The following is a 19,104-nucleotide window of genomic DNA, read 5'->3' as shown; positions in this document are numbered from 1 at the left end:
TTTCGGGCGGACAAACCCCACCACAGCGGGCTCGTGCGTCCCGGCTTTTCTTCAGCGATCGTACATGGTACGAATACTGTATTCGTACACACGATCGAATTGGAGGGTTTGTGGTTGACCAGAGCTTCCTCCATGACGGGCTTGACTTCATGGCCGGCAAGGTCGGCGGTATCGGTTCGATCCCGCTGACCGCTCCCACCCCCTGCCGGGAGTGGGAGCTGGGTGCGCTGCTCAACCACGTGATCGCCACGACCACGCTGCTTTCCCGCATCGCCGCCGGACACCCCGTCGAGGCGGAGCACCTCGCCCCCGCTGCCACGGCCGCCACCGCGTTCACCGGCGAGCCGGAGCAGGCGTTTGCAAAGGCCGCCGCCTTGGCTCGGGAGACCTTCGCCGACCCTGGCGGTTGGGAGCGCACCGTCGCGATGCCCACCGGGGCCGAGTTCCCCGGAGCTGTGCTGGCCAAGCTCATCGCCCTCGACGCCGTCGCCCACGGCTGGGACATCGCCCGCGCCACCGGACAGGACGACACCCTCCCCGCCCCGCTCGTCGACACCGCGATGGCCTTCGCCACGGACTTCGTGCGTCCGGAGGTGCGCGGCACCACGATCGGCCATCAGGTCCACGTCGGCCCCGCGGCGACGAAAACGGAGCGTTTCGTCGCGTTCCTCGGTCGACAGCCGTAGCCTGGTTTTCCAAAGCCGTTATTTTCCGGGGGTTACGACCGCTGGAGTGAATCGGAGGGCGACGCCATGGCGCAGCCGCACGCTGTCGTGATCGGGGGCGGGGTTGGTGGACTCGCAGCAGGCGCGGCCCTTTACCAGCGAGGCTGGGCCGTCACGGTCTGTGAGCGCGCCCCCGCTCTCGATCCGGTGGGGGCCGGCCTCGCGGTGGCGCCCAACGGGCTGCGGGCTCTCGACGCCCTTGGGGTGGGCGACTCCGTGCGGGAACGCTCCGCCGTTCAGGGAGTGGCGGGGCTGCGCCGCCAAGACGGCCGCTGGCTCCTGCGCACCACAGTCGGCTACATGCGTCGCAGGCTGGGCGATGAACTCGTCGTGCTGCTGCGTTCCGAGCTCATCGCCGCCTTGGCCTCGTGCTTGCCGGCGGGCGCGCTGCACACCGCGACCACCGTCACCAGTGTCGACCCGGGCGACACCCGCCGCCCCGCCCGCGTGGGCACCGGTTCCGGCGAGCTGACCGCCGATCTTGTCGTGGCCGCTGATGGGTTGCGCTCCTCGGTTAGGCCCGAACTGTTCCTGGAACACCCTGGCCCCGTCTACGCCGGCTTCACCTCGTGGCGGTTCGTCGTCGACCGCCCCAGCCCGGACATGGCCTACGGCGAAAGCTGGGGCAAAGGCGGTGTGGTGGGCATGCTGCCCCTGGCCGGCGATCGTGTCTACTGCTACGCCACCGCGAACGTGCCGGCTGGGCAGAAGGCTGTGGACGAGCGGGCTGAGCTGTTGCGCCGGTTCGGGGATTGGCACGCCCCCATCCCCGACCTGATCGAGGCGGCCGAACCGGAGGGGGTGCTGCGCACCGATGCCTGGCACATCGACACTCCGTTGCCCGCCTACGGCAAGGGACGCGTCGCGCTCCTGGGAGACGCGGCGCACGCGATGACTCCCAACCTCGCCCAAGGCGCGTGTCAGGCGATCGAGGACGCTGTGGTGCTCGCCCACCACGTCGACGAATCCGTCGCCTACGTGCCCAACGCGTTGCGCTCCTACACCGACGCGCGGTTGCCCCGTACCACTCGGATGGTGCAGCGCTCCGCCCAGCTCGCCGAGATGGCGCAAAGCGAGTCGCCGTTGCTCATCCGCCTCCGGGATACCGGAGCCAGCGTCGTGGGAAAGCTCGCGCCGCTGTTGCTGTCGCAGTATGTGCGTCCCGCCCAGGATTGGCAGCCCCCCGGCGGGGCCGCGCGCCGCTGGGCGTGACGTCCTGCGGCGGCTAGCTGCCCGGCCGCCGGTACCGCGACGGCCGGGCGACATCGTTCGTCTCGCGTGTTAGGGCCTCGGCGGGGCGAGCGGTGTCAGCTCTGCTCCCCGCGGGGCTGCGAGTTCGGCTTGGTGTTGGGCACGATCGGCGTGTCCCGCAGCCCGGGACGCAGTCCGATCTTGCTGCCCAGCCATACCAGCGGGTCGTAACGGCGGTCGGCCACGCGCTCTTTGAGGGGGATGAGAGCGTTGTCGGTGATCTTGATGTGTTCGGGGCACACCTCGGTGCAGCACTTGGTGATGTTGCAGTAGCCGAGCCCGAACTCGTCCTGGGAGATCGCGCGGCGGTCGGCGGTGTCCTCAGGGTGGAGTTGAAGTTCGCTGACGCGCATCAGGAACCGTGGCCCGGCGAACGCCTCCTTGTTCTCCTCATGGTCGCGGATGACGTGGCAGACGTCCTGGCACAGGAAGCACTCGATGCACTTGCGGAACTCCTGCGAGCGCGCCACGTCCTGCTGCATCATGCGGAAGTCGCCCGGCTCGGTGCCGGCCTCGGGGGTGAAGGACGGGATCTGGCGCGCCTTCTCGTAGTTGTAGGACACGTCGCACACCAGATCGCGGACCACGGGAAAGGTGCGCATCGGCGTCACCGTGATGGCCTCGTCCAGCGGCAGTGTGCTCATCCGGGTCATACACGACAGTCGGGGGCGCCCGTTGATCTCCATCGAGCACGAGCCGCACTTGCCCGCCTTGCAGTTCCACCGCACCGCCAGATCCGGGCACTGGGTGGCCTGAAGCCGGTGCAGCACATCGAGAAGCACTTCGCCCTCGTGGGCCTCGACCTCGTAGTCGACGAGTTCACCGGCGCCGCTGTCTCCGCGCCACACGCGCAGCCTCGCCGTGCGTGCCGTCGTCTCACTCACCTGTGTCGCCCTCCTTGCGTGCGTCGGCCATGGCGAGTTCTGCTTCGGTCAGGTATTTGGCCAGCTCGTCCCGCTCGAACAGGTTGAGCAGGTCCGGCCGCAGCTCGTCCAGCGGCTGCTGGCGTAGCCCCACCCCGTCCTCGGTCAGGTGGGAGACCAGGGTGACGCGGCGCCACTGTGAGGACATGTGGGGGAAGTCGTCACGGGTGTGCCCGCCGCGCGACTCCTCGCGCCGCAGCGCCGAACGTGCGATGGCCTCGGAGACCAGCAGCATGTTGCGTAGATCCAGCGCCAGATGCCAGCCGGGGTTGTAGGCGCGCCCGCCTTCCGCCCGCACCTCGGCCACTCGTTTGTCCAGTTCGGCCAGTGCTTCTAGCGCCTGCTCCATCTCCGGGCCGTTGCGGATGATGCCGACGAGTTCGTTCATGGTGTTCTGGATCTCCTGGTGCAACAGGTAGGGGCTCTCCCCGCTGTCGCGCTCCAGGGGTTCGAGGAGGGACTGCGTGGCCGCGGCTACCGCCTCCTCGCTCAGCGCCGGGCGCTCCTCGCCCAGTTCGTCGAGGTAGGCCGCGGCGCCCATGCCGCTGCGGCGGCCAAACACCAGCAGGTCCGACAGGGAGTTGCCTCCCAGCCGGTTGGAGCCGTGCATCCCGCCGGCGACCTCACCGGCGGCGAACAGGCCGGGGACCAGCGATGCGCCGGTGTCGGGCTCGACCTCGACACCTCCCATGACGTAGTGGCACGTCGGCCCGACCTCCATGGGCTCGGCGGTGATGTCGACGTCGGCCAGCTCCTTGAACTGGTGGTGCATCGAGGGCAGCCGCCGCATGATCTCCTCAGCCGGCATGCGGCTGGAGACGTCGAGGAAGACCCCGCCGTGTGGGGAGCCGCGCCCCTCCTTGACCTCGTTGTTGATGGCCCGGGCTACCTCGTCGCGGGGCAGCAGCTCGGGTGGCCGGCGGTTGTTGTCGGGGTCGCTGTACCAGCCGTCGGCCTCGGCTTCGGTCTCGGCGTAGTGCGAGCGGAAGACGTCGGGCACATAGTCGAACATGAACCGGCGCCGCTCGGAGTTGAGCAGCACACCGCCGTCGCCGCGGACCGACTCGGTGACGAGGATGCCGTTGACGGAGGGAGGCCACACCATGCCGGTGGGGTGGAACTGCACGAACTCCATGTTGATCAGGGTCGCCCCGGCACGCATCGCCAGCGCGTGGCCGTCGCCGGTGTACTCCCAGGAGTTCGACGTCACCTTGAACGACCTACCGATGCCGCCGGTGGCCAGGACGACCGCCGGGGCCTCGAACACCACGACCTCGCCGGTGTCGCGCAGATAGCCCACGGCGCCCGCGATACGCTCGCCGTCTTTCACCAGTTCGGTGATGGTGGTCTCGGCGTAGACCTTGAGCATGGCTTCGGGGTCGCCCAGTTCGGCGGCGTCGGCTTGCTGGAGTTGCACGACGCGCTGTTGGAGGGTGCGGATCAGTTCCAGCCCCGTGCGGTCACCGACGTGGGCCAGGCGCGGATACTCGTGTCCGCCGAAGTTGCGCTGGCTGATCGTGCCGGTGGGGGTGCGGTCGAACAGGGCGCCCCAGTACTCCAGTTCCAGGATGCGCTGGGCTGCCTCTTTGGCGTGCAGTTCGGCCATGCGGGGGTTGTTGAGGAATTTCCCACCGCGGATGGTGTCGCGGAAATGCACCTCCCAGGTGTCATGAGCGTTGACGTTGCCCAAGGCGGCTGCGGCGCCGCCCTCTGCCATGACGGTGTGCGCCTTGCCGAACAGCGACTTGGAAATGACGGCGGTTCGTTTTCCCTGCTGGCGGGCCTCGATCGCGGCGCGCAGACCGGCGCCGCCGGCCCCGATCACCACGACGTCGTAGGACTCGCGGGAGTGGCGCGTTGTCTCAGACATCTGCGTGTCTCTTTCGCGGATTCGTGGAAACGGTGGATCAGTTGATGATCCGAAGGTCGGTGAGAACGCCGCTCGACACCAGGGCGACGTAGAGATCGGTGAGGACGAGGGTGCCCAGGGTGATCCACGCCCACGTCATGTGCCGGGTGTTGAGCACGCTGATCCAGGTCCACAGTCGGTACTGCAAGGGGTGGCGGCCAAAGCTCTTGAGGCGGCCACCGAAGACGTGTCGGCAGGAGTGGCACGACAGCGTGTAGCACCACAGCAGGATCACGTTGGCCAGCAGGACGAGGTTGCCCACGCCGATGCCGAATCCGCCGTTGGTGCCGTAGGCGAACGAGACGGCCGCGTCGTAGGTGTTGATCAGCGAGATGAGGACGGCGGCGTAGAAGAAGTAGCGGTGCAGGTTCTGCCCGAGCATCGGGAATCGGCTTTCGCCGGTGTAGCGCTGGTGAGGCTCCTGGACCGCGCAGGCGGTAGGCGCTTGCCAGATCGAGCGGTAGTAGGCCTTGCGGTAGTAGTAGCAGGTGAACCGGAACAGCAGCAGGAACGGCAGGGTGAAGAGGGCGTAGGGCAAAAACCAGGGAAATTCCCAGGGCAGGGTGCCAAATACCGCCGATCCCGGTGCGCAGTTCGCGCTCAGGCAGGGCGAGTAGAACGGGGTGAGGTAGTGGTGTTCGGCTACCCAGTAGTGGTTCTGCTGGAATACCCGCACTGTGGCGTAGCTGACGAAGCCGGCCAGTCCGAGGGTGGTGAGCAGGGGACCTACCCACCAGCGGTCCTTCCGGAGCGTGCGGGCGCTCATCTGTGGGCGGGACCTGCCGGTCTGACCTGACGGGGGTAGCGTCGCTGTCATCCTCGTGGCATCTCCATCTTCGCTGTAGAGACGGCCGGAAGCGCACAAGAGCGCGGGGGCGACGGCCGCTCTCCGTGGTCGTGAACAGTCCGTGTCTGTGTGGTAGGCCACATTAGGTGACGGGGATTACGGATTCAGCAAGAGGTTCATGCAATTTGACTGTGACAAATGCCACGCAGGGGCGAGGGTGGGCAGATTTTTATAGCTAAATGACGCTTCTTATCGGCTTTTTTAAGTAGTTTTTTACTATTTTTTGTGTAGGGGGTTGCCAATTGCCGACCGGTGCTCCGCACCGGCGAGCTACCGCTGTGCTCAGGCTCCGGTGTCGACAATGACCTCCAGGTCCGTTCCGAGCTCTTCGGGCGTGAGGCCGTTGAGGTGACTCATCAGGCTGTGGCGAAACGCCTTGGCAGTCGGGGAAGGTTCCACGTCCTTACGGTGGGCCAACGCGATCGTGCGCAGCAGGCGGGGCCACGACAGGGGGGTACCCCGCAGTCCGGGCCGGTTCGTCAGCACCATGCTCGGCACCACCGCCAGCCCCAGTCCGGCCTCGACGAATCGCAGCACCGCGTCCATCTCACCGCCCTCCACCGCCAGGGTCGGCTCGAAGCCCGCCGCGCGGCAGGCGTGAAGGGTCGCTTCGCGCACGTCGTAGCCGCGCCGGAACATCACCAGCGGCTTGTTGCGCAGTTCGGTGATGCGCATCGAGGTCCGGTATGTGGGCGGCGGCCGGTCCACCGGGCTGACCACGACCAGGTTCTCCCGCAGGATCGGGGTCGTCACGAACGCCGGGTCGGTGCTGTGCAGCGGCAAGATGATGAGAGCCAGGTCGAGCTCGCCGCGTCCCAGCGCGCGGATCAAATCGCGCGATCCGCTCTCCTCCACCTGCAATTCGATGCCGGGAAAGTCGGTGTGGAAGGCTGACAGCGCGTCGGCGAGCAGCCCCGCGCACAGCGACGGTGTGGCCCCCAGCCGCACCCGCCCCCGCCGCATCCCGGCCAGCTCGGCGACCTCTCGGCGGGCCGTCTCCAAGTCGGTGACCATGCGCCGCGCCAGCGGCAGCAGCGCCTCACCGGCCGGTGTGAGTGTGATATTTCCCCGGGCGCGGCTGAACAGCGCCGTTCCCAGCTCCTCTTCCAGCAGGCGGATCTGCCGGCTCAGGCTCGGCTGCGCAACCCCCGCGATCTCGGCAGCCCGGGTGAAATGCCGTGTTTCGGCGACAGCCAGAAAGTAGCTCAGTTGTTGGAACCGCATGCTCGATAGCCTATGGCTATTGACACAAGCATTCCTATGACTTAGACGGTTCTCTTAGCCTCCTCTTAAAGTTCATGGTGTGGCGAATACTTCCCTGACCAAGCAACGATCGGCAGCATTCAGGTCGACGGTGGCGCTCAAATCGGCTATGGCCGTCACCGGCGTGATCATGGTGCTGTTCCTGATCCTGCACATGTACGGAAATCTGATGATCTTCGGAGGTCAAGAGACCTTCGACGAGTACTCACACCATCTACGCGAACTGGGCTCGCCGATGATCCCCTACAGCGGCGCCCTGTGGATCACCCGCGTCGTTCTCCTGGCGAGCGTCATCGTGCACGCCTACTCGGCGATCGTGCTGTGGGCTCGCGCCAACCGGGCGCGCCCTGCCGGACAGCGCTACCAGACCCGCAAGCGCGTTCAGCAGAGCTACGCCTCCCGCACCATGCGCTGGGGCGGGATCATCATCGCGCTCTTCGTCATCTACCACATCCTGCACCTGACCACGAACACCATCCACCCGGGCGGGGCGGCCAACAGTCCATACGACCGTGTCGTGAACGGATTCCAGATCTGGTGGGTAGTACTCAGTTACACCATCGCGATGCTCGCCGTGGGTTTTCACCTGCGGCACGGCATCTGGAGCGCGATCACCACACTCGGCGGTAACAAGGAGCGCCGCCAGCACGCGCTCAACATCATCGCCACGACGTTGGCACTCGTCATCACCGTGGGCTTCTTGATTCCGCCGTTCTGCGTACTCTTCGGGCTGGTGGGCTGAAATGTCTGAGCTTTACATCGAGGGCGACCCGATCCGCGACGAGAAGGCGCCCAAGGGACCGATCGAGAACCGCTGGGATCAGCGGCGCTTCTCCGCCAAGCTGGTCAACCCCGCCAACCGCCGCAAACTGTCGGTCATCGTGGTCGGTACCGGCCTGGCCGGCGCCTCGGCAGCCGCCACGTTGGGGGAGGCCGGTTACCACGTCACCTCCTTCTGCTACCAGGACAGCCCGCGACGCGCCCACAGCATCGCGGCCCAAGGCGGCATCAACGCCGCCAAGAACTACCGCAACGACGGCGACAGCATCTACCGACTGTTCTACGACACCGTCAAAGGCGGCGACTTCCGCTCGCGCGAGTCCAATGTCTACCGCCTGGCCCAAGTCAGCGTCGAAATCATCGACCAGTGCGTCGCTCAGGGGGTGCCCTTCGCCCGCGAGTACGGCGGCCTGCTCGACAACCGCTCCTTCGGCGGTGTGCAGGTCTCACGCACCTTCTACGCCCGCGGCCAGACCGGACAGCAGTTGCTGATCGGCGCTTACCAGGCGCTGGAGCGTCAGGTCGCGGCCGGCACCGTGGACATGAACACCCGCCACGAGATGCTGGAGCTCATTGTCGTCGACGGCCGCGCCCGCGGTGTCGTCGTCCGCGACATGGTTACCGGCGAGATCGAGACCCACCTCGCCGACGCGGTCGTCTTGGCCTCCGGCGGCTACGGCAACGTCTTCTTCCTGTCGACCAACGCCATGGGCTGCAACGTCACCGCGTCGTGGCGTGCGCACCGCAAGGGCGCGTTGTTCGCCAACCCCTGCTACACCCAGATCCACCCCACCTGCATTCCCGTCAGCGGCGACTACCAGTCCAAGCTCACCTTGATGAGTGAGTCGCTGCGCAACGACGGCCGGATCTGGGTTCCCAAGGAGACCGGAGACAGCCGCGATCCGCGCCAGATCCCCGAGGAGGAGCGCGACTACTACCTGGAGCGCATCTACCCCTCGTTCGGCAACCTGGTGCCGCGCGACATCGCCTCACGCGCCGCCAAGAACGTCTGCGACGAGGGCCGCGGTGTGGGGCCCGGCGGGCTGGGGGTCTACCTCGACTTCGCCGACGCCATCAAACGCATGGGCCGTCCCGCGGTCGAAGCCAAGTACGGCAACCTCTTCGACATGTACCAGCGCATCACCGGCGAGAACCCCTACGAGGTTCCGATGCGCATCTATCCGGCCGTCCACTACACCATGGGTGGCCTGTGGGTCGACTATGACCTGCAAAGCACCATCCCGGGGCTGTTCGTGACCGGGGAGGCCAACTTCTCCGACCACGGCGCCAACCGGCTGGGCGCGAGCGCGCTGATGCAGGGGCTGGCCGACGGCTACTTCGTGCTGCCCAACACCATCAACGACTACCTCGCCAACGGACCGTTCGACCCGATCGACGAAGAGCGGCCCGAGGTCAGCGAGGCCGTATCGGCGGTGCGTGACCGCATCGACACGCTGCTCTCCATCAACGGCACCCGCACCGTCGACTCCTTCCACCGCGAGCTCGGCCACATCATGTGGGACTACTGCGGTATGGAGCGCAACGAGGAAGGGCTGCGCAAGGCCATTGACAGCATCCGCGAGCTGCGCGCCGAGTTTTGGCAGAACGTGAAGGTCACCGGCACCAACGAGGAACTCAACCAAGCGCTGGAAAAGGCCGGCCGCGTGGCCGACTTCTTCGAGCTGGCCGAACTCATGTGCATCGACGCATTGCACCGCCGCGAGTCCTGCGGAGGACACTTCCGCTCGGAGAGCCAGACCGAGGACGGCGAAGCGCTGCGCCACGACGATGACTTCGCCTACGTCGGCGCGTGGGAGTTCACCGGCGCCGGCCAGCAGCCGGTGCTGCACAAGGAAGCGTTGGAATACGAGTACGTCGAGATGAAGCAGCGGAGCTACAAGTGAAGATCACCCTGCGCGTATGGCGCCAGAAGAACCGCAACGCCAAGGGCGAGATGGTCCGCTACGAGGTCGACAACGTCTCCACGGACATGTCCTTTTTGGAGATGCTCGACGTTCTCAACGAGCGGCTCACCCTTGAGGGGCAGGAGCCGGTGGCCTTCGACCACGACTGCCGTGAGGGGATCTGCGGCGCGTGTGGCGTCGTGATCAACGGCGTGGCCCACGGCCCGGAGACCACCACGACTTGCCAGTTGCACATGCGCAGCTTCTCCGACGGTGACGTCATCGACGTGGAGCCCTGGCGGGCCAAGGCGTTCCCGGTCATCAAGGACCTCGTCGTGGACCGTGGTGCCTTCGACCGCATCATCCAGGCCGGCGGCTACATCAGCGCCCCCACCGGAACCGCGCCCGACGCCCACGCCACACCCGTGGCGAAAAAGGATGCCGACCGCGCGTTCGACGCGGCGACTTGCATCGGCTGCGGGGCGTGTGTAGCGGCCTGCCCCAACGCCTCGGCCATGCTGTTCACCGCGGCCAAGGTCACCCACCTGGGGACGCTCCCGCAGGGCCAGCCCGAGCGTTCGGCCCGCGTCGTGCAGATGGTCAATCAGCACGACGAAGAGGAGTTCGGCGGCTGCACCAACATCGGTGAGTGCGCCGCCGTGTGCCCCAAGGGCATCCCGCTGGACACGATCTCCGAGCTCAACCAGGACCTACTGGGCGCGCTGGCCAACGGCGAGCTGTCCTAGCGTTCCGGTCGAGCCCGCGTGAGGGTCTAGATCCTGTTGTGCGAACGGCCGGGGGAGGGGCCGTGGGGGTGCTCTCCGTTGGCTCGTGCCTCGGTCGCTGCGCGAGCTCGCCAGCCCGCGGGGCGACAGCGGAGGCGTTCACCCGCTTTTCGCCCACCGCCCGCTCTCGCTGCTTCCAAAAAACAGAACCTAAGGCGGTGGTGGGCGCGCTCCGCGGCGCGTCCGCCACCGGCTCACCCGGCGGCGGTTGTCACCGTTTCTCCCGGAGGATGCTCCGGCGTCCGGGGCGGGGAGGAATCCGGTGCGTGGTGTGTTCGTGTCGTCTCCTTCTGTAAAACCGGGGGTGTGCGGAAAGCGCACAAGTGCCGGGTCTGTTCGGACTCCGAGTAGGTGGCCCCGTTGGGGCGCACGTTCGGGTGTGTGCGGCTGGGGTGGAACACGACCCTGGCCCAGCGCCGCGAGGCGTACCACCGGCGCGGTGAGACGATCTCCTATGCCCGAACCGATACGGCGCTGAGCCGGTGCACGAAGGGCGTGGCCGCCGCCCACCGCACGGTCCGCCACGCCCGGGCCGACTTCCTGCACACGACCACGACCCGCCTGGTGCGCGAACATGCCGTGATCGCCATCGACGACCTCAACGTCGCCGGCACGACCACCCCGGCCAGAGGCACGGTCGGAATCCCCCTCGTTCACCACGGGGAGGAAGTCACTCTGTCACCTGCTGGCCGAACACGTGGCGGCGTACCCAGGCGTGCATGGCGATGGCGGCGGCTGCCCCGGCGTTGATGGAACGTGTGGAGCCGAACTGGGCGATGGACAGCACGGCCTGGCACACCTGGCGCGCCTCAGCCGACAGTCCCGGCCCCTCCTGGCCGAACACCAGCACACACTCGCGGGGCAGCGAGTAGGACTCCAGCGGCACCGCCCCCGGCAGGTTGTCCACCCCCAGCAGTGGCAGCTCGCGCTCAGCGGCCCAGCTCAGCAGCGCGCTGGTGTCGGGATGGTGGTGCACGTGCTGGTAGCGCTCGGTGACCATCGCGCCCCGGCGGTTCCAGCGCCGCCGGCCAACCACGTGTACCGCTTCGGCGCAGAAGGCGTTGGCGGTGCGCACGACCGAACCGATGTTGAAATCGTGCTCCCAGTTCTCCACCGCGACGTGGAAGGGGTGCCGCTGCGTGTCGAGGTCGGCCACGATCGCCTCGCGACGCCAGTACCGGTACCGGTCGGCGACGTTGCGGCGATCCCCCCTGGCCAGGAGTTCGGGATCGTAGTGCTGCCCTTCGGGCCAGGGGCCGACCCAGGGCCCCACGCCCACGCTCGGTTGTTGCTGTTCGGCGGGCTCGGTGGGCTCAGCGGGGACCGATGATGCGACCTGCTCACTCACGTCGACCAGCCTATGCGCGGCGACGCGTCCCCCGGCCCTCGATGGTCAAGCCGCCGTGGATGTCGCGGGCTTGCACGGCCGTACCGCTGATCTCTCCTTCGATCGTGTTCGTGACGTCCCCCTCGCGGGTGAAGTGGGGCCGCAGTCGCCCGACGAGTTCGGCGATCCCGCTGTCGTCTCGCTCGACGGCGGTGATGTGCCCAGCCAAGGCACGCACGGCCCCGCTGTCCTCGGGATCGTCTTGGGCCGCCTCTAGCGCTGCCCGCGCGTCAGGGTTGCCACGGAACCGTTGCCGGACGGATCGTCGCAGGTGGACCAGAGTCTCCCTGGCGCTGGTCGCCAGCGTCTCGGTGGCCTTACCTGCGACGGCGCTCGCCAGGGAAAAGGTGACGTCGTCCACGTCGCAACTCCCGTGACTCGGGGAACAGAGCTCCCTTGGGATTTACCCTGCCGAGCCTCCGTTAAGGCGTGGGCGGCCGGCATCGGCCATTTCCCCGTCCCTTCCGCTTGTCCCGGCCCCGTCCCAGGAGGGGTCACCTCCGCCCGCGCGCCCGCCGCCGGAGCCGCGCCACTGCCGCGGTACCACCACGCCAACCCAGCAGCGTCGCCGCCAGGAACACGCCGGTGACCACGGCGAAGGAAACGGCGATCCCGTCGCCGGTGGCCCACCGCACCGCCAGCCCAACCGCCCATGTCGCCAGCCATATCCCCAGGCCGGGGGAGACCACTCCGATCGGCGCGCGCCAGGCCCGAGTGGCAGCCCAGCCCACCGCCAGCCCCGCTATGAACGGCCAAGCGGTTCCCAACGTTGCCATAATCGCGCCCGACTCGTCGTGGCTGAGCCGCCCGATAACGGCGAACGCGAGCACACAGCCCAGGTCGGCCGCCAGGGCCAGGGGAGGACGCATGTTTTCACTCTAGGGGGCGCTGGCTGGCCTTCCCGCCGGGAAGGCCAATCGGCCCCGGACGCGATGAGCCCCGGCCGCGGCGGCGGACCGTGGCCGGGGCGTTCTCCCGCGTTCGGGAGAGACGAGTCAGCGCCTTAGCTGGTAACCAGGGTCAGGTTCCACTGGTTGAGGATCGGGTTGACGGGTTGGAAAAAGGTGAGGCCGCCGGAGGTGCAGTTGCCCGAACCTCCGGAGGTCACCCCTTGTGCCTGGCTACCGCTGATGAACGAGCCGCCGGAGTCGCCGGGCTCGGCGCACACGGTGGTGCGGGTGAGCCCGTAGACCGTGCCTTCGGCGTACCGCACGGTCTGGTTCTTGGACTGGATCGAGCCGCAGTGCCATCCGGTGGTGGAACCGGAGCGGCAGACCGAGGAGTTGGTGGTGGCCTCCTGCGATCCCTGCACCGTCACATAACTGCCGTTGTAGGTGTTGACCAGAGGCAGCGGAGTGTGACCGGGGGCGCTCACCCAGCCCATGTCGTAGTAGGGGAAGATCGAGCCCGCGACCGTGCCGCTGGGGCTGCTGGTGGTGGTTCCCGAGTCGCCGCAGTGGCCGGCGGTGACGAATCCACCCTGGACGGCGAAGCCGATCGAGCAGCGGTAGGGGCCGGGGTAGTAGGCGTTGCCGCCGATGATATCGATGAAGGTCTCGGGTCTGGTCGATTCCTCTTCGATCTCGACGGCTTCGGTGTTGACGCCCGCCTCGGCGATCAGTTCCCGCGCGGCTGCGGTATCGCCCTCGACGACGGTCACGACCACGGAGTTGTCGGCCGTGTCGCGATACCAGCCGGTCACCTCGCTGTCGGCGGCGTCGCTACTCTCGTTGAGGTCGGCGACGATGCCGTCGAGCTCCTTCGCGCTGAACTCGACGAGTTCGGGCACGGCGCCCAGGTTACGCACTTTCGCGGCGGCTGCCTTGCTGGTGACCGAAACCGTCAGTTCGCCACTGTCGGCGGCGAAGACACTGCCGGCGAAGGCGTCTCCCGCTGCTTCGCGCGAAGCAGCCGATAGTTTTCGAGCCTGGGCCTCCTGTTCAAGTCGCTGGTCAGCCTCGGCCTTGGTGAGGTCGAGGTCGCGTTGCAGCGCCGACATCATCTCCGGGGAGACGTCGCTCGCGGCGTCGGCCGCTGCCGGTTGGGCGGCCATGCCGACCACGCCGGCGGTCAGCAGGACAGTGCTGAGCGCTGCGAAGACGGGGGGTTTGGGGGACTTGTGCATTCCTGCCCTTTCTGGGGGAGGTCGACTGCCCCCGTGCTGGTTGGTTGGGAACCTGGCACGGGGCACTGGCAGGTGACCGTCTTTGTGAGACAGCCCCAGGCGTCGCTTTCCCGACGCTCTGTCATTGATTGAAGACCATTGGTCACTTTTGATGGTTTTCAGAGGTTTGCCAGTTAGTTAACTGTTGTGAGTCTTTTTAAAAAGGTCAGGATTCTCGTTCGGCGATGCCGTTCTCTGGGGTGGGAAGTGAGAACGTCGCACGTCAGAAAGTGCCTGCCGGTGCGGTGCTCCACGGTGGGGTGTGAACATCCGTGCGCCCCTGTCGCGGCGACCGTGGTCGCCGCGACAGGGGCGCTGCACTGCGATTGAGCGGCTACGGAGAGTCAGATTTTCGTGGTTGCCCTCAGGCGGTCATGGTGTTTCGGCGAAATTTCCGACAGATTTCTTCGCAGGTGGTTTGGGGAGAGAGAACGATCCGAATCAGCTCGGCTCGGAGCCCTCGACCTCGCCCCGCCCTCGCGACAGCGCCTCCCGCAGGAACTTCACCTGGAGCACCAGCAGATTCTCTGCCGTTGACTCCTCACTGGCCATGTGGGTGATCCCCGACAGTGGCAGCACGGTGTGGGGGCGGCCGGCGGCCAGCAAAGCGCTGGAGAGCTGCTGGGTGTGCGCGAATACCACGTTGTCGTCGGCGAGGCCGTGGATCAACAGCAGCGGTCGCCGCAACCCGGCCGCCTCATCCAGCAGGGAACTGGTGGCGTAGTGGTCCGGCTGTTCCTGGGGCAATCCGAGGTAGCGCTCGGTGTAGTGGGTGTCGTAGAGCTTCCAGTCGGTCACCGGAGCGCCGGCGATGGCGGCGTGGAAGACGTCGGGTCGGCGCAGCACCGCGAGTGCCGCGAGGTAGCCCCCGAAGGACCAACCGCGGATGGCGACTCGGCTCAGGTCCAGTTCACCGAAGCGTTCGGCCGCGTCATGGAGCGCCGCCACCTGGTCGGCGAGTACGGGCGTGGCCAGGTCGCCGCGGACGGCTTGCTCCCAGGAAGTGCCGATCCCCGGCGTGCCCCGTCCGTCGGCGATGAGGACGGCGAAGCCCTGCTCAGCTAGCCACTGTGCGGTCAGATAGGCGCCGCGTGCGTGGACGACCCGCTGGGCGTGCGGCCCGCCGTAGGGGTCCAGCAGCACGGGCAGTGAGCCGGACCCGGGCTCGTGCCAGGAGGGCAGCAGCAATGCACACGGGATCTCTCGATCCGTGGCCCGCCACGTGTGGGGCCGCGGAGTGGGCAGGTCGGGGCGCTCGGCCAGCGAGGCGATGTCGGCGACCGAGGAGTGGTCCGGGCTGTGGATGTCGGTCATCGCCACCGTGCGCGCGCTGTCGGTGTCGAGGTCGCGGCGCTGGAGCACGAGGGTCCCGCCGCGCAGTCGCCCGGAGTGTAGGCCCGGCGCCTCCGTGGCCCCGCCAGCGGCGGTGTCGGGGAACCGCACGGGCGTGGGCTGGTCCGCATCTCGCTGGGCCAGCCACAGCGATATCTCCCCGGGAGCCGTGGGTCCTGAAGCGGCGTACAGCACCTGGTCGCCGTCGACGTCGACCACGGCCCGCACGTACTGGTCCGCGGCGCTCACCGGCCGCTTTCCGATGTGGAGCCGGCGCTGCTCGCCGTCGCCGCCGGTACCGATCCACACCAGTTCACCGCTGCCGGTGAACGCCGGCACGCCAGGCATGATCTCCACCCAGGTCGTGTCGGTCTCGGTCAGGAGTTCCGTGGTGTGCTCGCTGTCGGGGGCGGCGCGCAGCACCGTCATCGTGCGCTGGTCCCGACTTTGCGCGGTGAAGACCACGGTGGGGCGCTGGTCGGCGCCGACCGTCCACCCGCCGGTCACCACATAGGGCAGCGCCGCGCGGTCCCAGCGGAGGAAACGCGGCTCCACCGCGCCGGAGGGCTCCTGCGACAGCGCCAGCACGGCCAGGCTGGTGTCGGTGTTGCGCGTCCCGGCGGCGGGGTAGGCGATCACCTGAGGCTCGGTTGCAGGGGAGGCGGGGTCGGCGATGTGCCAGCGGGTCACGGGACTGTCGTCGACGCGCGTGGCCAGCAGGGCCGAGCCGTCGGGCGCCCACCACATCCCCCGGTAACGCCCCATCTCCTCGGCCGCGATGAAGTCGGCCAATCCCCACGTGACGTTCTCCGCGTCGGGCTCGGCGAGCACGCGGTCGCCCGTCCCGTCGACGCCGATGACGCGCACGGCCCCCTCCGAGACGTAGGCCACCTTGGTCCCGGTGGGGTCGAGCATCGGGTCGATCACGGCGCCGGCGGTGGCCAGTTCGCGCGGTGGCGTCGACTCCTCGGTGAGAGTGGCGATGAAGAGCTGTCCCGCCAGGGTGAAGGCCGCCAGCGCGCATGCGTCGTCGACGGTGTAGGAGACGATCCCGCCGCCGGTTTCCCGGAGCCGCTCCCGCCGGGCCCGCTCTTGCGGGGGCAGTGCCGTATTGTCGGCCTCAGCCGCCACGGTTTGCGGGTCGGCGGCCACCCACTCGCGTCCGCTGTCGAGCTCCAGCACCCACAGACAGGCTGCGGCGTCGGTGCCGTGGCGACCGCGGAGGAAGATCACGCGCCGACCGTCGGGAGAGATCTGGAAGCCTTTGGGGACGCCGAGTGTGAAACGTCGCGTCCGGGCCTGTTGTCGGGGAAAGCTCATGTGCCGATTGTGGCAGGGCTGCTGACGGTACGTCCGCCGCCACACGACGCCATCATGCGGTGAATGAGGACTGTTTGCCGGTATCGTCGCTTCTATGACGGATCGTCGGCTGCTGCTGGTGCACGCCCACCCCGATGACGAGTCCATTGTCACCGGAGCGACCATGGCCAAGTATGCGGCCGAAGGCGCTGCGGTCACGCTCGTCACCTGCACCCTGGGGGAGGAGGGCGAGGTTATACCCCCCGAGTTGGCCCATCTGGCGGCTGACCAGCAGGGCGGGCTGGGCAAGCACCGCATCGCAGAGCTTGAGCGGGCCTGTGTGGCTATGGGGGTGCGCGACCACCGCTTCCTCGGCGGTCCGGGCCGGTACCGCGACTCAGGCATGATGGGCGCGGCCAGCAACGACCACCCCGACTGCTTCTGGCGGGCCGATGTCGAGTCGGCCGCCCACGAACTCGCCATCATCATCCGCGAAGTCGCCCCCCACGTCATCGTCACCTACGACGACAACGGCGGCTATGGCCACCCCGATCACATCCAGGCCCACCGGGTAACCCTGCGCGCCTTCGCCAAAGCCGCTGAGCGGAGCCTGCCCGGCTCTCCCTGGCGCACCAACAAGCTCTACGCCGTTTCCCAGCCCCGCTCCGTGCTGGAGGAGTCGGTGGCGCGGCTGCGCGTCTCCCCCGGTCCGTTCACCGCTCCCGAACAGTTCACCGACATCGCTCCGGGCGTGCCCGACGCGGTTGTGACGACCCGTATCGACGCCTCACCCTTTTGGGCGGCCAAGACGCTGGCGATGCGGGCCCACGCCACCCAGATCAGTGTGGCCGGTGACCGGTTCGCGCTCTCCAACGGCATCGCTCAGGAGATCTCCGCGGTCGAGTACTTCACGTTGCTGCGGGGGCAGATGACCAAGCCCGGCCCCTCCGGTTTCGAGACCGACCTGTTCGCCTGAAGCGCGTGCGCCGCCGGTGGGCGGACACTGCGCCGGTGGGCCGCAGCGGTCGCCGGTGGGGATACGCTGCCCATGTGGTCGCCGTTTCCGAAAACCCCGACCAAGGGGGGAGCAAGATCGCGCGGATCGCCACCGCCGTGCTGCTTGCAGTGGGCTACGCCGTCCTGCTCAGCTTGGGGTTCGTCGCCGGTATCGTCTCTGGACTCGCCGCGAGTTGGCTGTCGTGGCTCTGGCAGACCGGTTCGCTGGGCAAGGTCGTCGCCGGCGTGACGCTGGTGGTGCTGTGCGGCCTGCTGTTCGCGGGCTGCCGGGCGGCCGAGTGGGGGATGGGCTCGCGGATCGGCTCGGCCCTGCCCGCGGCGGGGTGGGTCGTGGCCGGGTTCACGCTCATCAGCGTGTCCTCAGCGGGCGACATCGTGATGACCTCGGCCGTGATCAACTACGGTTTCCTGTTCGGCGGGATCGGCGCGGTCGTGCTGGCCACGGCCGTGAGCTCAGCCCCAGGGCCGGGATCGCCCCCCTCGGACGATCAGCCTACCCAGAATTGGAACAGCGCCTGAGCGAAGCCGACATAGTTCTGGTTGATCCCCAACAGCTCCATCAGGGAGAACATCAGGCTCAACAGCGCCGTGTGCACCGGCGGGAACCACAGGACGGCGAAGACCGCGACCGTCCCAAAGATCGCGGTGGGCCGGGCCTGCGCCCACGCTGCCGCCCTCTGGGGCAGGTAGGGGGCGATCGCGTTGAAGCCGTCGAGGCCGGGAAGCGGGAGCAGGCTGACGAGGGCGGCGGTGAGGTTGAGGAAGCACAGGTAGATCAGGCCGGCGATAGCCCAGTTGTCGGTGGTGAACCCGTCGGGGATCAGGGCCTTCACTCCCGCCCACAGCGCGACGGCCAGCGCCAAGCTCACCAGGGGACCGGCGAGGGCGACCGCGCTGCGGCGCAGCCGGCCGGCCACCGCCGTGCGGTCCAGGTACGCTGTCGGCCCGGTCATCCCGAACCCGCCCAGCAGCACAATCACCACTGGCAGGAGCAGGTTCGCGAACCCTTCGCTGAAGCGGAAGGGGTTGAGCCGCAGGTAGCCGCTGCCCCGCAGGGCGCGCTCGCCACAGCTCCAGGCCACCAGGGCGTGCCCGAACTCGTGGAGGGCAAGGCATACGAGCCAGCCTCCCATCATGAACACGAAAGGGGCGTACACGGCGTCGCCGGGGAACCACTCCGTCTCGGTCCGGTTCCACGAGAGGGCACCCGCCAGTACCGTCATGCCCACCAGCAGCACGAAGATCGGACTGGGCAGGACTGCGAACCGGGAACTCCCCTCGGGGGCGGCGCCGCGGCGCTCCGAGGGGAACGTGGCCGCTCCCGTGTTCGCTTGCCGCTCCATGGCCGCGGTGTCGGCTGCGGTCGTCGCCTCGCCGGAGGAGTCGTGCGGGGCCGGCTCGGGCGTGGACATAGGGCTCCCCTGGGGTCTGCTGGGTCGGGCGCGTGCGCGGTGTGGCCGCTGCCCTTAGAGGATCACGCTCTCGGTGTCAGGCTACGGGGTGTCGCGTGGCGCCCTG

Annotated in this window: 18 protein-coding genes; 8 read left to right on the top strand and 10 right to left on the bottom strand. The window is 68.0% G+C overall.

The annotated features are described in order from the left end of the window. The first annotated feature begins 110 nt into the window (after positions 1-110). Both ABD848_RS10630 and ABD848_RS10625 read left to right on the top strand, forming a co-directional pair. Positions 111-686, top strand: coding sequence for a TIGR03086 family metal-binding protein (locus ABD848_RS10630; protein WP_344970410.1), 576 nt, complete (start codon positions 111-113; stop codon positions 684-686). A 66-nt stretch (positions 687-752) separates the two neighbouring features. Then, positions 753-1,937, top strand: a complete 1,185-nt coding sequence (locus tag ABD848_RS10625; protein WP_344970407.1) for an FAD-dependent monooxygenase — start codon at positions 753-755, stop codon at positions 1,935-1,937. Between the two features lie 95 nt (positions 1,938-2,032). Here the strand turns inward: ABD848_RS10625 and ABD848_RS10620 are convergent, their stop codons facing one another. The 4 genes from ABD848_RS10620 to ABD848_RS10605 form a co-directional block, all read right to left on the bottom strand. Beyond that, positions 2,033-2,860: a succinate dehydrogenase/fumarate reductase iron-sulfur subunit gene (locus tag ABD848_RS10620; RefSeq protein ID WP_344970405.1), complete on the bottom strand. Its 828-nt coding sequence runs from the start codon at positions 2,858-2,860 to the stop codon at positions 2,033-2,035. Beyond that, positions 2,853-4,769, bottom strand: a complete 1,917-nt coding sequence (locus tag ABD848_RS10615; protein WP_344970402.1) for a fumarate reductase/succinate dehydrogenase flavoprotein subunit — start codon at positions 4,767-4,769, stop codon at positions 2,853-2,855. The genes ABD848_RS10620 and ABD848_RS10615 overlap by 8 nt, the downstream gene beginning before the upstream one ends. A gap of 37 nt (positions 4,770-4,806) precedes the next feature. Then, a complete protein-coding gene (locus tag ABD848_RS10610; RefSeq protein ID WP_344970400.1) occupies positions 4,807-5,625 on the bottom strand; it encodes a hypothetical protein in 819 nt (272 codons plus the stop codon). Positions 5,626-5,937: 312 nt separating this feature from the next. Beyond that, positions 5,938-6,879, bottom strand: coding sequence for a LysR family transcriptional regulator (locus tag ABD848_RS10605; protein ID WP_344970398.1), 942 nt, complete (start codon positions 6,877-6,879; stop codon positions 5,938-5,940). Positions 6,880-6,958: 79 nt separating this feature from the next. On the opposite strand from ABD848_RS10605, the gene ABD848_RS10600 reads away from it, so the two are divergent. The 4 genes from ABD848_RS10600 to ABD848_RS10585 all read left to right on the top strand — a co-directional run bounded on the left by ABD848_RS10600 (position 6,959) and on the right by ABD848_RS10585 (position 11,137). Next, positions 6,959-7,660, top strand: coding sequence for a succinate dehydrogenase cytochrome b subunit (locus tag ABD848_RS10600; protein WP_344970395.1), 702 nt, complete (start codon positions 6,959-6,961; stop codon positions 7,658-7,660). 1 nt (position 7,661) lies between these two features. Beyond that, complete coding sequence (locus ABD848_RS10595; RefSeq protein ID WP_344970392.1) at positions 7,662-9,602, top strand: fumarate reductase/succinate dehydrogenase flavoprotein subunit; 1,941 nt, start codon at positions 7,662-7,664, stop codon at positions 9,600-9,602. After that, complete coding sequence (locus tag ABD848_RS10590; protein WP_344970389.1) at positions 9,599-10,348, top strand: succinate dehydrogenase/fumarate reductase iron-sulfur subunit; 750 nt, start codon at positions 9,599-9,601, stop codon at positions 10,346-10,348. The genes ABD848_RS10595 and ABD848_RS10590 overlap by 4 nt, the downstream gene beginning before the upstream one ends. A 390-nt stretch (positions 10,349-10,738) precedes the next feature. Next, on the top strand, positions 10,739-11,137 hold the full coding sequence (locus tag ABD848_RS10585) for a transposase (protein ID WP_344970386.1): 399 nt from the start codon (positions 10,739-10,741) through the stop codon (positions 11,135-11,137). Here ABD848_RS10585 and ABD848_RS10580 read toward each other — a convergent pair. The 5 genes from ABD848_RS10580 to ABD848_RS10560 form a co-directional block, all read right to left on the bottom strand. Beyond that, positions 11,058-11,735: a TrmH family RNA methyltransferase gene (locus ABD848_RS10580; RefSeq protein ID WP_425567492.1), complete on the bottom strand. Its 678-nt coding sequence runs from the start codon at positions 11,733-11,735 to the stop codon at positions 11,058-11,060. The genes ABD848_RS10585 and ABD848_RS10580 overlap by 80 nt on opposite strands. A 10-nt stretch (positions 11,736-11,745) precedes the next feature. Then, positions 11,746-12,135, bottom strand: coding sequence for a hypothetical protein (locus ABD848_RS10575; RefSeq protein ID WP_344970384.1), 390 nt, complete (start codon positions 12,133-12,135; stop codon positions 11,746-11,748). 133 nt (positions 12,136-12,268) lie between these two features. Then, on the bottom strand, positions 12,269-12,643 hold the full coding sequence (locus tag ABD848_RS10570; protein WP_344970381.1) for a DUF3054 domain-containing protein: 375 nt from the start codon (positions 12,641-12,643) through the stop codon (positions 12,269-12,271). A gap of 134 nt (positions 12,644-12,777) precedes the next feature. Then, the gene (locus ABD848_RS10565; protein WP_344970379.1) at positions 12,778-13,899 is read right to left on the bottom strand and encodes a S1 family peptidase; all 1,122 of its coding nucleotides are present in this window, start codon (positions 13,897-13,899) and stop codon (positions 12,778-12,780) included. A 480-nt stretch (positions 13,900-14,379) separates the two neighbouring features. Continuing rightward, positions 14,380-16,590: a S9 family peptidase gene (locus ABD848_RS10560; RefSeq protein WP_344970377.1), complete on the bottom strand. Its 2,211-nt coding sequence runs from the start codon at positions 16,588-16,590 to the stop codon at positions 14,380-14,382. 94 nt (positions 16,591-16,684) lie between these two features. Between ABD848_RS10560 and mshB the strand changes: the two genes are divergently transcribed. Next, entirely contained in the window at positions 16,685-17,545 is an 861-nt protein-coding gene (mshB, locus tag ABD848_RS10555; protein WP_344970374.1) for an N-acetyl-1-D-myo-inositol-2-amino-2-deoxy-alpha-D-glucopyranoside deacetylase, read from the top strand. A 74-nt stretch (positions 17,546-17,619) separates the two neighbouring features. Next, positions 17,620-18,105 (top strand): DUF6113 family protein, encoded by a 486-nt coding sequence (locus tag ABD848_RS10550; RefSeq protein ID WP_344970371.1) that lies wholly within the window; start codon positions 17,620-17,622, stop codon positions 18,103-18,105. Here ABD848_RS10550 and ABD848_RS10545 read toward each other — a convergent pair. Beyond that, positions 18,075-18,998 (bottom strand): site-2 protease family protein, encoded by a 924-nt coding sequence (locus tag ABD848_RS10545; protein WP_344970369.1) that lies wholly within the window; start codon positions 18,996-18,998, stop codon positions 18,075-18,077. The two genes, ABD848_RS10550 and ABD848_RS10545, sit on opposite strands and share 31 nt — an antisense overlap. Positions 18,999-19,104 lie beyond the last annotated feature (106 nt).

The organism is Salinactinospora qingdaonensis, assembly GCF_039539445.1.
In the GTDB taxonomy this organism is placed as follows: domain Bacteria; phylum Actinomycetota; class Actinomycetes; order Streptosporangiales; family Streptosporangiaceae; genus Salinactinospora; species Salinactinospora qingdaonensis.
This window is presented reverse-complemented; position numbering and strand designations above follow the sequence as displayed.

What these genes read in the sequence shown, in the direction of transcription:
- ABD848_RS10625 (WP_344970407.1), top strand. Translation starts at nt 753, where the DNA reads ATGGCGCAGCCGCACGCTGTCGTGATCGGGGGCGGGGTTGGTGGACTC.
- ABD848_RS10615 (WP_344970402.1), bottom strand. Translation starts at nt 4,769, where the DNA reads ATGTCTGAGACAACGCGCCACTCCCGCGAGTCCTACGACGTCGTGGTG.
- ABD848_RS10610 (WP_344970400.1), bottom strand. Translation starts at nt 5,625, where the DNA reads ATGACAGCGACGCTACCCCCGTCAGGTCAGACCGGCAGGTCCCGCCCA.
- ABD848_RS10605 (WP_344970398.1), bottom strand. Translation starts at nt 6,879, where the DNA reads ATGCGGTTCCAACAACTGAGCTACTTTCTGGCTGTCGCCGAAACACGG.
- ABD848_RS10595 (WP_344970392.1), top strand. Translation starts at nt 7,662, where the DNA reads ATGTCTGAGCTTTACATCGAGGGCGACCCGATCCGCGACGAGAAGGCG.
- ABD848_RS10570 (WP_344970381.1), bottom strand. Translation starts at nt 12,643, where the DNA reads ATGCGTCCTCCCCTGGCCCTGGCGGCCGACCTGGGCTGTGTGCTCGCG.
- ABD848_RS10565 (WP_344970379.1), bottom strand. Translation starts at nt 13,899, where the DNA reads ATGCACAAGTCCCCCAAACCCCCCGTCTTCGCAGCGCTCAGCACTGTC.
- ABD848_RS10560 (WP_344970377.1), bottom strand. Translation starts at nt 16,590, where the DNA reads ATGAGCTTTCCCCGACAACAGGCCCGGACGCGACGTTTCACACTCGGC.
- mshB (WP_344970374.1), top strand. Translation starts at nt 16,685, where the DNA reads ATGACGGATCGTCGGCTGCTGCTGGTGCACGCCCACCCCGATGACGAG.
- ABD848_RS10545 (WP_344970369.1), bottom strand. Translation starts at nt 18,998, where the DNA reads ATGTCCACGCCCGAGCCGGCCCCGCACGACTCCTCCGGCGAGGCGACG.